This window comes from Microbacterium sp. NPDC089320, from assembly GCF_040684875.1.
GTDB lineage: Bacteria > Actinomycetota > Actinomycetes > Actinomycetales > Microbacteriaceae > Microbacterium.
In genome coordinates this window covers 108655-121869 of sequence record NZ_JBFBGY010000001.1, presented here as the reverse complement: position 1 = coordinate 121869, position 13215 = coordinate 108655, and the positions used below count along the sequence as shown (strand labels likewise).

At 68.2% G+C, this 13215-nt stretch carries 13 protein-coding genes; 5 read left to right on the top strand and 8 right to left on the bottom strand.

What is annotated here, in order from left to right; genetic code table 11:
• The first annotated feature begins 4 nt into the window (after positions 1 to 4).
• From AB0N61_RS00610 to AB0N61_RS00590, 5 genes are read left to right on the top strand one after another with little or no spacing between them, the layout of a single operon-like run.
• Positions 5 to 403, top strand: a complete 399-nt coding sequence (locus AB0N61_RS00610; RefSeq protein WP_042536471.1) for a cytidine deaminase — start codon at positions 5 to 7, stop codon at positions 401 to 403.
• The gene (locus AB0N61_RS00605; protein WP_167947790.1) at positions 400 to 1692 is read left to right on the top strand and encodes a thymidine phosphorylase; all 1293 of its coding nucleotides are present in this window, start codon (positions 400 to 402) and stop codon (positions 1690 to 1692) included. The genes AB0N61_RS00610 and AB0N61_RS00605 overlap by 4 nt, the downstream gene beginning before the upstream one ends.
• Positions 1693 to 1744: 52 nt before the next feature.
• On the top strand, positions 1745 to 2860 hold the full coding sequence (locus AB0N61_RS00600) for an adenosine deaminase (RefSeq protein WP_363361027.1): 1116 nt from the start codon (positions 1745 to 1747) through the stop codon (positions 2858 to 2860).
• A 3-nt stretch (positions 2861 to 2863) separates the two neighbouring features.
• Positions 2864 to 3967: a polysaccharide deacetylase family protein gene (locus AB0N61_RS00595; RefSeq protein ID WP_363361025.1), complete on the top strand. Its 1104-nt coding sequence runs from the start codon at positions 2864 to 2866 to the stop codon at positions 3965 to 3967.
• A gap of 29 nt (positions 3968 to 3996) precedes the next feature.
• On the top strand, positions 3997 to 4854 hold the full coding sequence (locus AB0N61_RS00590) for a PfkB family carbohydrate kinase (protein WP_363361024.1): 858 nt from the start codon (positions 3997 to 3999) through the stop codon (positions 4852 to 4854).
• A 19-nt stretch (positions 4855 to 4873) separates the two neighbouring features.
• Here AB0N61_RS00590 and AB0N61_RS00585 read toward each other — a convergent pair whose 3' ends face one another.
• The 8 genes from AB0N61_RS00585 to AB0N61_RS00550 form a co-directional block, all read right to left on the bottom strand.
• Positions 4874 to 5623 (bottom strand): alpha/beta hydrolase, encoded by a 750-nt coding sequence (locus tag AB0N61_RS00585; protein WP_363361022.1) that lies wholly within the window; start codon positions 5621 to 5623, stop codon positions 4874 to 4876.
• A gap of 9 nt (positions 5624 to 5632) precedes the next feature.
• Positions 5633 to 6952 (bottom strand): NAD(P)/FAD-dependent oxidoreductase, encoded by a 1320-nt coding sequence (locus tag AB0N61_RS00580; protein WP_363361021.1) that lies wholly within the window; start codon positions 6950 to 6952, stop codon positions 5633 to 5635.
• Between the two features lie 85 nt (positions 6953 to 7037).
• Positions 7038 to 8195, bottom strand: a complete 1158-nt coding sequence (locus AB0N61_RS00575) for a mannitol-1-phosphate 5-dehydrogenase (protein WP_363361019.1) — start codon at positions 8193 to 8195, stop codon at positions 7038 to 7040.
• A complete protein-coding gene (locus AB0N61_RS00570) occupies positions 8195 to 8626 on the bottom strand; it encodes a PTS sugar transporter subunit IIA (RefSeq protein ID WP_167947784.1) in 432 nt (143 codons plus the stop codon). Before AB0N61_RS00570 ends, AB0N61_RS00575 begins: the two co-directional genes overlap by 1 nt.
• A gap of 551 nt (positions 8627 to 9177) precedes the next feature.
• The gene (locus AB0N61_RS00565) at positions 9178 to 10788 is read right to left on the bottom strand and encodes a PTS mannitol transporter subunit IICB (RefSeq protein ID WP_363361018.1); all 1611 of its coding nucleotides are present in this window, start codon (positions 10786 to 10788) and stop codon (positions 9178 to 9180) included.
• The gene (gene ptsP, locus AB0N61_RS00560; protein ID WP_363361016.1) at positions 10785 to 12470 is read right to left on the bottom strand and encodes a phosphoenolpyruvate--protein phosphotransferase; all 1686 of its coding nucleotides are present in this window, start codon (positions 12468 to 12470) and stop codon (positions 10785 to 10787) included. The genes AB0N61_RS00565 and ptsP overlap by 4 nt, the downstream gene beginning before the upstream one ends.
• A complete protein-coding gene (locus tag AB0N61_RS00555) occupies positions 12467 to 12748 on the bottom strand; it encodes an HPr family phosphocarrier protein (protein WP_167947781.1) in 282 nt (93 codons plus the stop codon). Before AB0N61_RS00555 ends, ptsP begins: the two co-directional genes overlap by 4 nt.
• Positions 12745 to 13062: a hypothetical protein gene (locus tag AB0N61_RS00550; RefSeq protein WP_363361014.1), complete on the bottom strand. Its 318-nt coding sequence runs from the start codon at positions 13060 to 13062 to the stop codon at positions 12745 to 12747. Before AB0N61_RS00550 ends, AB0N61_RS00555 begins: the two co-directional genes overlap by 4 nt.
• Between the last annotated feature and the right edge of the window lie 153 nt (positions 13063 to 13215).

Sequence of the window (13215 nt, the reverse complement as noted above, 5' to 3'; positions counted from 1 at the left end):
AGACATGACAGACATCGACTGGGACGAACTCCGTCAGGTCGCGACCGACGCGATGACCAAGGCCTACGCTCCGTACTCCCGATACCGCGTCGGAGCCGCAGCCCTCGTCGGAGACGGCCGCATCGTCGCCGGCTGCAACGTCGAGAACGCCTCGTACGGAGTGACGCTGTGCGCCGAGTGCGCGCTCGTGGGCGACCTGCACATGTCGGGTGGCGGCCAGCTCGTGGCCTTCGTGTGCGTCAACAACGACGGGCAGACCATCATGCCGTGCGGCCGCTGCCGTCAGCTGCTGTACGAACACGCGATGCCCGGGATGCTGCTGGAGACCGTCTCCGGCATCCGGACGATCGATGAGGTGCTGCCGGATGCCTTCGGCCCCCGAGACCTGGAGGACGCCCGATGAGCGTTGAGCCCTTCGACGCCGTCGATGTGATCCGAGCGAAGCGCGACGGGGGTGCGGTGCCCGAGAAGGCGCTGCGCTGGATGGTCGACGCCTACACGCGCGGTTACGTGTCGGATGCGCAGATGGCGTCGTTCGCCATGGCGATCTTCCAGCGCGGCATGGAGCGTGACGAGATCCGAGTGCTCACCGACGCGATGATCGCCTCGGGGGAGCGGATGAGCTTCGCGACCCTCGGAAAGAAGACCGTCGACAAGCACTCCACCGGCGGCGTCGGCGACAAGATCACTCTGCCTCTCGCTCCGCTGGTCGCCGTGTTCGGGGTAGCCGTGCCGCAGCTCTCGGGCCGCGGACTCGGTCACACGGGCGGCACGCTCGACAAGCTCGAGTCGATCCCGGGCTGGCGCGCCGCGCTCAGCAACGAGGAGATGTTCGCCCAGATGCAGGGCGACGTGGGCGCGGTGATCTGCGCCGCAGGTTCGGGACTCGCCCCCGCCGACAAGAAGCTCTATGCACTACGTGACGTCACCGGCACGGTCGAGGCGATCCCGCTGATCGCATCGAGCATCATGTCGAAGAAGATCGCGGAGGGCACCGACGCTCTCGTGCTCGACGTGAAGTTCGGCTCGGGCGCGTTCATGCAGGACATCGATCGGGCACGCGAGCTCGCGCGCACCATGGTCGCGCTCGGCACCGACTCCGGCGTCGCCACGACGGCCCTCCTCACCGACATGAACGTCCCGCTCGGCCGCGCGATCGGCAACGCGAACGAGGTGCGTGAATCCGTCGAGGTGCTCGCAGGCGGCGGACCCGCCGATGTGCGCGAACTGACGATCGCGCTGGCCCGCGAGATGCTCTCTCTCGCGGGACAGCCGGATGCCGACGTCGAAGCCGCGCTCGACGACGGACGCGCGATGGACGGCTGGAAGGCCATGATCCGCGCCCAGGACGGCGACCCCGACGCGCCGCTGCCGACGGCACGCGAAACGCATGTGATCACGGCCGACAGGGACGGTGTGGTGTCGCAGATGGACGCGCTGCCGTTCGGCATCGCGGCGTGGCGTCTCGGCGCAGGGCGTGCGCGGGCCGAGGACCCCGTGGTCTTCGAGGCGGGCATCGACCTGCACGCCAAGCCGGGCGATCAGGTGGTCGCCGGTCAGCCCCTGTTCACCCTCTCGGCTGCCGACGAGGCCCGTTTCCCCCGCGCTCTCGAGGCGCTCGAGGGATCGTGGGCGATCGGCGACGAGGCTCCGACGGCAGGGCCGATCGTGCGGGAGCGCATCACGGCCTGATCGGCTGACCGCTAGCCTGAACAGAGCGAATCCGCGACCGAGAGGAATCCCCATGTCGATCGACGCGAACGGTGATGTCACCATCCAGGGGACATCCCTGCGCAGCCTCCCCAAGGTGTCGCTGCACGACCATCTCGACGGCGCGGTGCGACCGGCGACGATCGTCGAACTCGCCGACGCGATCGGACTCGAGATTCCCGAGTCGAAGCCGGCCGCTCTCGGCAGGTGGATCGCGAAGAAGGGCGACTCGGGCTCGCTGGTCGAGTACCTCAAGACCTTCGATCTGACCACCGCCGTGATGCAGACGCAGGAGGGGCTCACCCGTGTCGCTCGCGAGTTCGTGCAGGACCTGGCGCACGACGGCGTCATCTACGGCGAGGTGCGCTGGGCACCCGAGCAGCACCTCACGCGCGGACTCACGCTCGAGCAGGCCGTGGAGGCTGTGCAGCAGGGGATCGAGGAGGGTGAGGACGCCGCGGATCGCAAAGGCCACAGCATCCGCGTCGGTCAGCTGATCACCGCCATGCGCCACACCGACCGTTCGCGGGAGATCGCGGAGCTGGCGGTCGGCTTCCGCGGACGCGGAGCGGTCGGCTTCGACATCGCCGGCCCGGAAGACGGCTTCCCCGCGTCGAACCACCGGGCCGCCTTCGACTACCTCGCGGAGAACTTCTTCCCGGTGACGGTCCACGCAGGAGAGGCGGCCGGGCCCGAGTCGATCCGCTCGGCGCTCATCGACGGACGAGCGCTGAGGCTCGGCCACGGCGTGCGCATCGCAGAGGATCTTCAGGTCGTCACCCAGGAGGGCGACGAGGTGCAGGTGCAGTTCGGCGACCTCGCTCGGTGGGTGCGAGACCGCGAGATCCCGCTCGAGCTGTCGCCATCGTCGAACCTGCAGACCGGAGCGATCGCGTCGTGGGGCAACACCCTCGCCGACCATCCCTTCGACCTGCTCTACCAGCTCGGGTTCGCCGTCACGGTCAACGTCGACAACCGCACCATGAGCGCGACGTCGCTGACCCGTGAACTCTCACTCCTGGTCGAGACGTTCGAGTACGACCTCGACGATCTCGAGACCTTCCAGTTCAACGCGGCGGCCGGAGCCTTCCTCCCCGTCGAGGAGCGCGAGGAGCTGGTCGAGATGATCGCCGACGGATTCGACATCTAGATCATGGCTTCCGGGGGGAAGCGACGCCGGATCGGCGTTGCAGTTGTCGTCAGTGCTGCCGTCGTCCTCGTGGGAGGCGCGGCCGCTGCGTTCGCGTGGTCGACCCGTGCGCCCGAGGTCCCCGCGCCGCGAGCGGGTGCCGCCGCCATCGAGCGTCCGCTGACGCCGGCGCAGCAGCTCGTCGCCGATGCCGACGACCCGCTCGCGTGCGCCGTGAGCTTCGTGGGCGATGGTGCGCCGCAGGACCCGATGCTGCAGCGGCAGGACGCGCTGTACACGGCGCTGCCCATACCGGCGCAGGACGGACGGGTGTTCGCCGGCTGGTACGAGACCGAAGCGGACGCAGCCGGGTTCGCCGTCGCCGCGCGGATCAACGGAGCAGACCCGGTCGTGTGCGTCGATCAGCAGATCGAGCTCTTCGCGGGGTGGACGACGCCCGAGGCGAATGCCGCGGCCGACGTGCAGGTGCCGATCCTGATGTACCACCAGTTCACCTCGAACCCCGAGGGGGAGACCGGGTGGCTCCGGGGCAACTACGCGTACATCGGCGACTTCGAGGCGCAGATGGCCCACATCGCGACGACCGGTTTCTACCTGCCGACGTGGGATGAGCTCAGTGCCTTCATCGACGGGCGCCTGTCTCTGCCTGCTCGCTCGGTGATCATCACCGACGATGACGCCGACCAGAGCTGGTTCGACCTGGCGGTCCCGGTGATCGACGCGCAGGGGCTTCTGTCGACGTCGTTCATGATCACCGCCGATCGGCAGGATCCCGCGCCGTCGATGTACGTGCTGCGCAGATCACACACCCACGACATGCATCAGGCCGGCGACAACGGCAAGGGGCGCATGGTGAACTGGACGGCCGACGAGATCGCCGCCGATCTGAACGCCTCCGCAGACGTGCTGGGAGTGCGCGAGGTGATCGCTTATCCGTTCGGCCACTACAACGACACCTCGAAGCAGGGGGTCGCCCAGGCGGGGTTCGAGATGGCGCGGACCATCGAGCCCGGGTATGTCGAGATCGGTACGGACAAGCTGGCCCTGCCCGTCGTGCGGATCGACTACGGCATGGGAGTGGACTCGCTCATCAAGCGGATCGGCTGAGGCGGGTGGCGCACGGCAGGATGGTATCCATGACCGCCTCCGTCTTCATCGCCGGCCCCGCATCGTGGAACTCGATCGTCGTGCTCGACCGGCTGCCTGAGCCGGTGCCTCACATGCAGTTCGCGGAGGAGAGCTGGGAGACCGTCGGAGGCACGAGCGCGGGGAAGGCCCTCGCCCTCGCCGCGCTCGGACGTTCGGCTCTGCTGTATGCCCTCACTGCGGACGACGAACCGGGACGCCGGGTGCGCGACGCCCTCGAGCGCGCCGGTGTGAGTGCGCGGTGGGCAACGTCCGATGCCACCGAACGGCACCTGAACCTCATGACCCGCCAGGGCGGCCGGGTGTCGCTGTATCTCGCGTCGCCGTCGGTCACGCACGGGGAGGACGACGCGGACCTCGTTGCCGCCATGAGCGACGCCGATGTCATCGTGTTCGACCTCGCTGCTGAGCCGCTGCGACTGCTTCCCGTGGCGATCGCGACCGGGCGGCCGATCTGGGTCGACGTGCACGACTACGACGGCGAATCCGAGTTCCACCGGCCGTTCCTCGCCGCCGCGGATGCCGTGTTCTGCAACGCGGACCGTCTGGCCGATCCGGTGCTCTTCCTCAGATCATGCATCGACGCCGGGGCCTCGCTCGCGGTCTGCACGCTGGGCGCCGACGGGGCGGTCGCGATCGACGCCGACGGCACCGAACATCGGGTCGCGGCCGTGCCGGTCGATGTCGTCGACACCAACGGCGCCGGCGACGCGTTCCTGGCCGGCGTCCTCGATGCCCGGCTCGCGGGTGCCGGCGTTCCGGAGGCGCTGACCGCCGGCTCGCGCGCGGCCGCATCCGTTCTCGGCACGCGCCACCTGCATCCGCTGCTCGACCCGGTCATCGGGTGACCGGGTCGGCAGACGCGGTTCAGCCTGCAGCCACCTCCGCCATGAAGGCGTCGAGGATCTCGGCGACCTGGGCGTGCATCTCGTCGCTGGAGATCGTCGGCTCGCCGTCGCCGGCCTGCGGCCCGTAGTCTCCGAACGACGCATGCGACGCTCCCTCGATCTCGACCATCCGAGCATCCGCGGGCAGCAGGTCGCGTGCGTCGGCGATCTTCTCGGGCGTCGACAGTCCATCCTCGCTGCCCGAGATGCTGAGCACGGCGAGGTCGGTGTCCGAGACGTCCGTCGCGCAGTACGAGCCGAACAGCACGAGGGCCTCGGCGTCCGCGGCGAGCTGGCAGGCGCGCACGCCACCGAGCGAGTGTCCGCCGACCGCCCAGTCGTCGATGTCCGGCGCCGCAGATGTGAAGGCGTCGAGACCGCGCAGGTCGAAGAAGGCGAGGTTCAGCCACGGGCGGGTGATCACCACGGTGACGCCCTCTTCGGCGAGACTCTGCAGGATCTGGGCGTATGCCCACGGGTCGACCTTCGCCCCGGGCACGAACACCAGGCCGAGGTCGGATTCGCCATCGGCGGGGGTGAGGACGATGCCCTGCGCGGCATCTTCGACGTGGATGGCGGAGTTGTCCTCGACGCTGGCGAGCGGGCCCTTCTCGGCCGGCATGACGCCGATCTGGCTCCAGGCGACCACTCCGACGATGGCGAGCACCACCACTGCGACGACCGCCCAGAGGATCACTTTCAGAACACGACGACCACGCTTCTTCTGCACGCACCCACGTTACGGTGTACGGATGTGAGAGTGCTCGGGGTGCGGGCGCTCCAGCGCCTCCCGCTCCCGTCGGACCGCACCCCGATAGGCGTCCTTGTTCACGTAGTACGCCATGCGGTCGAGCCGCAGATAGCGGTAGCCGCCGCTCAGATCGGGCCACGGCTCTGACGTCACCCGCTCGCGGAATCGCTCTGCGCGACACGGATCGTTCTCCGCCGCCTCGATGTAGGCGGCCAACAGCTCCGCCTGCTCGTACCGACCCTGCCAGCCGATGCCCGACGCCTCGATCATGCCCATCACGAAGAGGCCGTTGAACGAGGAGGGGAAGACATGGAGGAACAGCCGTGGTGCGGCACCGCTCCAGTGCAGGTGGCGCCGGTCGACGAACGGGTAGTCGAGCCGATACCCCGTCGCGAGTAGGAGCAGATCGTAGTCGTCTGACGTCCCGTCCCTGAAGCGGACGGTCGCGCCGTCGAGACGATCCACGTCGGGGCGGATCCGCAGGTCGCCCTGACCCAGGTGGTTGAGGATCATCGTGTTGACGATCGGATGCGCCTCGTAGATGCGGTAGTCCGGCGTGGGGAAGCCGAAGCGCGCGGGGTCGCCGGTGAACGCTCGCAGCACACGGCTGTCGACGGCCTGCTTGATGCGCGCGGGCAGCGGACGACCCTGGTTGAGGGTGTCACTCAGCCTGCCGAAGAGATAGCGGGGCACGAAGTAGTAGCCACGGCGAACGCTCATGTCGACGGAGGAGGCGTGGTGCACGGCATCCACCGCGATGTCGCATCCCGAGTTCCCCGCACCGATCAGCAGCACGCGCCGGTCGGCGAGCTGTGCGGGGGACTTGTACTCGCTCGTATGCATGACCTCGCCGTCGAACTCGCCCGCGAAGGTGGGCACGTTCGGTTCGGCGAGCGTTCCGTTCGCCAGCACGACCCCGGCGTACCGCCTGGTCTCCACGCCGTCGGGCCCCGAGCTCGTGAGATCCCAGCCGTCATCGCGCGGTTCGAGCCGCGTGACCGTCGTCTCGAACCGGAAGAGCCCGGTGAGGCCGAAGTGCCCCGCATAGTCCTCGAAGTACTGCCGCAGCACCCGGTGGCCGGGGTAGTCGACGGTCGAGCGCATCGGGAACTCGGCGAACTCGGTCGTCGTGCGCGAGGAGATCAGGTGCGCGGACTCGTACATCGTGCTGCGGGGGTTGTCGATGTCCCACAGACCGCCCACGCGGGTCGAGGCCTCGTAGCCGTCGATTCCGATACCGCGCTTCGTCAACGCCCGAGCGGCGGCCAGCCCGGAGGGACCCGCACCGATCACGGCATATCTGTTCATGCTGCTCCCGCACCTCACCGTGCTCGCCACTGCGCCCTCCGCCGATCGTATCGGCAGAGGGCGCAGAAGACGGCGTAGGACCTCGTCAGGAGGCGTTCAGCGCGGTCTGTCGGGAGACCACAGCATCGCGCACCGCAGGGAACAGCGGATGCTCGGGATCGAGCCCTGTCGTGTGCGAGGTGAATGCGAGGGCATCCTGGGTGCGGAGGAGCCGCTGCAGCTCGACCGCCTGCTCGTCATCGGGCTCGTCGAACTCGAGGGCCGCGGTGATGGCGCCGACCAGTGCGACGGTAGGGAGGCCTCTTTCCGCCGCCATCGCAGCCGGTCCGACGAACCGCTCGTGGCGCGAGATCTTGCGCAGCGGCTGACGGCCCACCCGCTGCACCGTGTCGACGAGCGCCGGGTTGCGGAACCGTTCGAGGATGGTCGCCCGGTATGCGGCGAGCTCGGCAGGGTCGAGCCCGTGCTCGGCGACGAGGACGGCGGAGGTCTCCTCGAGAGCGGCCGAGACGCGCTCGGCGATGTCCTGATCGGCCAGGGCGTCGGAGATGCGCTCGATGCCGGCGCGTGCGCCGAAGTACGCCGTGGCTGCGTGACCCGTGTTCACCGTGAAGAGCTTGCGCTCGATGTAGGGGGCGAGGTCCTCGACGAAATGGGCACCGGGGATGCTCGGCAGCGCGCCGCCGAAGGCCTGAGACTCGATCGCCCACTCGAAGTACGGCTCGACCGTGACGTCGACTCCGCCGTCGGCCGGCTGACCGGGAACGATGCGGTCGACGGCCGTGTTCGCGAAGACGGCTCGGGAGAGCAGTTCCTCAGCATCCACCCCCGCGGCCTTCTCGACTTCTGCGCGCAGAGTGTCCGTCGCGCCGATCGCGTTCTCGCACGCCATCACCTGCAGGGGAGCGGCTCCGGCAGGGCGCAGGGCGAGGCCGGCGACGATCGCGGGAGCGACGAAGCGCAGCACGGTGGGTCCGACCGCGGTCGTGACGACGTCGGCGGTGGCGATCTCGTCGGCGACGGCATCCGGATCGGTCTTGCTGTTCACTGCCCGGAAGCCGGTCACGACGTGGTCGGTGCCGCCCGGCCCCGCCTCGTGCACCGTGTACGAGTCGACGGCGTTGATGGCGTCGACCAGCGCGTCGGCGACGTCGGAGAAGACGACCTCGTATCCGCCCTGATGCAGGAGCAGCCCCACGAAGCCGCGACCGATGTTGCCGGCGCCGAAGTGGACGGCCTTCATCAGTCGTTCACCGCCGAGAGCAGGGCGTACAGCTCATCGGGCGTCTGCGCGGCGTTGAGCTTCGCGACGTCGTCCTCGTCCGAGAACAGGATCGCGATCTGCGACAGGATCTCGAGGTGCTCGTCGCCGCGACCGGCGATGCCGACCACGAAGGTCGCGGGCTCGCCGTCCCAATCGACGCCGCCGTCGTAGCGGACGACCGACAGCGCGGATCCGAGGATCGCGTCCTTGGCGTCGTTCGTGCCGTGCGGAATCGCCAGACCGTTGCCCATGTAGGTCGACACCGTCTGCTCCCGCTGACGCATCGCGTCGACGTAGGCGGGGGTGACGGCGCCGGCCGCGACGAGGATGTCGGTCGCTTCCTGGAGGGCCGCCTCCTGTGTGCTGGAGCCGGCGTGGATGCGGACCTGGTCGAGGGTGAGAACGCTCATCGTGATTCCTTCTTTCTGAGTATGTGGGGGCGGGGCGGATGCCGCAGCACCCGCCCCGCCCGGTCTGTCACGCGTCGGTGCCGCGCTGCTCGCGCACCGGTTGTTCAGTTATTGTCAGCAGACCATCCTGAACGAGTAGTTACGAGTACCCGCCGGGTTTCCGGGGAGCTTGATCCAGCGGGCGCTTGTCCCCGCCGCGGCGAAAGGCGCCCAATAGTAGCCTGCGGTTGCGGACCACGACCAGGTTGACAACGTGCATCCAGCCGATACTCGCACCATGTCCGTGTCCGCCCAGCCGTACTTCGACTGGCTGTTTTGCCCCGCCGTGAGCGTTCCTACGACGGCTCCACATGTCGTCGTCGATGTTGCGCTCTTGCACACGGTGAGGGTCAACGAGCCATTGTTGGTCACACTTGCGAGCCCGGTATCAGCGCTCGCACTGGTCGCCGAGCCGAAAATCAATGCGACCGCCGCTACCAAGCCAATGGAAGCGGAGACTGCGGATCGAAAGCGACTGTTCTTCATTGGACCGTCCTTTGTTAGCGAAAGGCTTATCCCTCCGTTGAGGCATTCTTGCGCTGGTCCCGAACAAGGTCCACGACATCCTGATACTTTGCAGAGTTCATGAAGTTGTCGACCGACACGTGCACGGAGTTCGGCGACTGCGCCTTCGCGCGATCCGTCAGCTGCTGCTGCGTGATCACGAGGTCGGCACTGCCGTCGAGGTTCGCGATGGCCTGGTTCGTGACGGTGACGCCCTCGACCCCCGCCTTCTTGAACTTGTTGCGGAGCACACTCGCGCCCATGGCGGACGAGCCCATTCCGGCGTCGCAGGCGAACACGATGTTCTCGATGCGACGGTCAGTGGTGACGCCGACGCCAGACGTCGCGTTGGACGTTCGGAGTGCCTCCATGGCTGCAGAGGACTTGCCCTTATTCGCCTCGGTCTGCGCGATAGCGGCGTCGAAGCTGCTATCGGCGGCCTCAAGGTCGCGCTTGCGAGAAGCCCGCAGGATCACTGCCGTGATGAGGAAGGTAACAGCCGCGGCGAGGACTACCGACAGGTAGACGACCAGGAGGTTGGCGATACCGCCGGCCGCCGGAGTCACGGCGGCCGCTGTGACTGCGATGATGCTGCCTGGTGCCGCAGGGAATGAGAGGCCTCCGCCAAGGAGCATGTTGGTCGTGACGCCCGTGGCGCCACCCGCGATCAGCGCGAGGATGGTAGCCGGCTTGCTGAGCGCATACGGGAAATAGATCTCGTGGATGCCACCGAAGAACTGGATGATCGCTGCGCCCGGGGCCGAGGCTTTCGCCTCGCCGATACCGAAGAACGAGAACGCCAGAAGCAGGCCGATACCCGGGCCGGGGTTCGCTTCGATGAGGAACAGGATCGACTTGCCTGTCTCCTCTACCTGCTGCAGCGCCAGCGGAGTGAAGACTCCGTGGTTGATCGCGTTGTTGAGGAAGAGGACTTTGGCTGGTTCAACAATGATCGAGAGCAGCGGAAGCAGGCTGTAGCTGACGAGCCAGTCGACGACCGCGCCCAAGAACGTGCTTATCGCGAGCATGATCGGTCCGAAGGCGAAGAACCCTACGATCGCGAGAAGCATTCCGAGGATGCCGGCTGAGAAGTTGTTCACCAACATCTCGAAGCCGGCTCGAATCTTTCCGTCCCAGAGCCGGTCCATCTTCTTTGTGACCCATGCAGCCAGCGGGCCCATGATCATCGCACCGAGGAACATCGGGATGTTCGTGCCGACGATGACACCCATCGTGGCGATCGTCGCCACCACACCGCCGCGCTCGCCGTAGACCATGCGGCCTGCGGTGTTGGCGATCAGGAGCGGAAGCAGGTAGGTGACCATAGGGCCGACCAACCCCACATATTGCGGGAATGTCGTCCCGTCCTCGGAAGTGGCGAGAGCGGTCATCGCGCCTTGCCAACCAATGAGGTCGGCGTTCCCGAAGCCACCGAGGAGATCAGCTACGGGATACCAGCCGCCGAGCCAGCCGACGGAGATGAAGAGCATGGTGATGAATCCCCACGCGATGAACGCGGCGATGTTGGGCATGATCATTCCGGACAGGAACGTGCCGAACCGCTGCACTCCTGTTCGGAGGCCGCCAGCTCTCGTGGCGGCCGGTGACGTCGTCGTCATGATGTCGTCTCTTTCTGGTGAGGGGGGAGGGGTGCCGCGGCATCCGCCACGGCGAGGCGAGCACCGGCGGCGTCGTCGGCCGCCAGTGCGAGTTCGGCGAAGTTGCGGGCTTCGTCGAGAGTGTGCAGTGACAAGGTGTGACGCACGTCCGCCAGGGCGGAGGGCGCCATCGAGAGGCTCGTCGCGCCGAGCCCGACCAGCACGACGGCGAGCATCGGATCGGCGGCAGCCTCGCCGCAGATCCCGACGGGCTTGCCGAGATGCGCTCCGGCGGCACCGACCTCGCGGACGAGACGGAGCACGGCGGGGTGCCACGGGTCCTGGAAGCCGGCGACGGAGCCGAGCATCCGGTCGGCGGCCATCGTGTACTGGGTGAGGTCGTTGGTCCCGATCGAGGCGAAGTCCGCATGGGCGAGCACCCTGTCCGCGAGCAGCGCTGCCGCCGGGACCTCCACCATGACGCCGGCCGTCTTGAGGCCGTACTCGCGAGCGAGAGAGGTGAAGTACTGCGTCTCCTCGACGGTCGCGACCATGGGTGCCATGACCCAGAGGTCGGCCTCCGTGGCGGCGTCCGCCTCGGCGAGAGCGGTCAGCTGCTCGCGCAGGATGTCCTCGCTCGCCCGAAGGGACCGGAGGCCGCGGAGCCCGAGCGCCGGGTTCTCCTCGTGTGCATCGTTCAGGAACGCCAGCGGCTTGTCGGCGCCGGCATCCAGCATCCGCACCACGACCTTCTTGCCGGGGAAAGCCGCGAGCAGTTCGCGGTACGCCTCACGCTGCTGCTCGACCGTCGGCGCCTGAGCCGACGAGAGGAACAGGAACTCGGTGCGGAACAGCCCGACGCCCTCAGCCCCACGTTCGACGGCATCGGATGCGTCTGCGGGTTTCCCCAGATTCGCCAGCAGCGGGATCAGCGTGCCGTCGGCGAGGGCGCCGGGAGTGAGCGGAGCGGAGTCGGCGGACCGGCGGGCGGCGGCGCGCTGCTCGGCGCGTGCCCTTTCGTCGTCGCTGGGATCGACGGTGACGATGCCGGCGGCGGCATCGACGATGACCGAGCTGCCGGTCGCGAGCTCCGTTGCGGATGCCGCTCCGACGATCGCGACGATGCCCTTCTCTCGGGCGAGGATCGCGGTGTGCGAGGTCGGCCCGCCGTCGAACGTGACGAGGGCCAGCACCTGGTCGAGGTTCAGCAGCGCGGTGTCCGCCGGGGCGAGATCACGGGCGACGAGGACGAACGGATGACCGGGGTCGGGCACGCCGGGCGCATCGACGCCGCGGAGGCGGGCGAGAACCCGCTGAGCGATGTCGTCGAGGTCGGCGGCGCGCTCGCCGAGGTAGCCTCCGACGGCCTCGAGCGTCGCGCGGAAGCCGGCGAAAGCGTCGTGCACGGCCCACTCCGCGGTGGCACCGTCGTCGATGCGCGCGTCGACCTCGTCCTGCAGTGTCGGGTCCTCGGCGATCATCGCCTGCGCCTCGAGCACCTCCTGGGCGGAGCCGCCGGCTGCCTCGCCACGAGCGGTGAGCTCCCGCGCGACGGCCGACACGGCGTCGCGCACACGCGCGCGCTCTGACTCGGCTCCCTGGGCACTGGGGGTGTCGTCCGGGGCGGGCAGCGCCTCGGTCATCCGGACGACGACGCCCTGGGCGACTCCGAGACCGATGCCGACTCCCCGCAGTTCGCTCATACTCCGGCGTCCTGATCGTGATCGGTCGTGAGCAGCTCGGTGAGCGTGTCGAGCACGCCTTCCGCGTTGTCGCCGTCTGCGGTCAGCGTGACGTAGTCGCCGTGCTCGATCGCGAGGGCGATGACGCCGAGGATGCTGGCCGCGTTGACGGCCTTCCCCGAGTCCTTCGCGATGGTCACGGGAATCCCCGAGTCCTTCGCCGCCTGCGCGAACAGCTTCGCCGGGCGGGCGTGGAGTCCATGGGATGAGCCGATGCGGACGGTGCGAGAGACGGTCATGATGTTCCTTTCGGGGTGTTCCAGGCGTCGGAGACGATCGACTGTGCCAGCGCCAGCGTGCGGGTGCCGTCCCGATCGGCGAAGACGTCGTCGGGGAGCACGGCCACCTGGGCGGGCGCGGCCCGGCGGATGGCCTCGAGCCGATCGGCGAGGTGAGGGCCGATGAGGATGAGGTCGTGGTCGCTGCCGGTGACGGACTGCTCCATGCCGGCAGCGGCGTGCCAGTCGAGACCGGCTTCGGCAGCCGCCCGACGGAGTCGTTGCGCGACGAACGTGCTCGACGCGCCAGCGCCGCACACCACGAGGATCCTCATCGATGCTCACCTTTCCTGAGAACAGTCTGGGAACAGTCGGGGTGCCCTCGCCAACAGGTTCCTTTCCGCCCCTGCGGAATGTCGGTTTCGGAGCACCGCCCTCCGCTTCCTGACATCATGGAATTCACGTCAGGACAGTGCGGTCGGCACGGA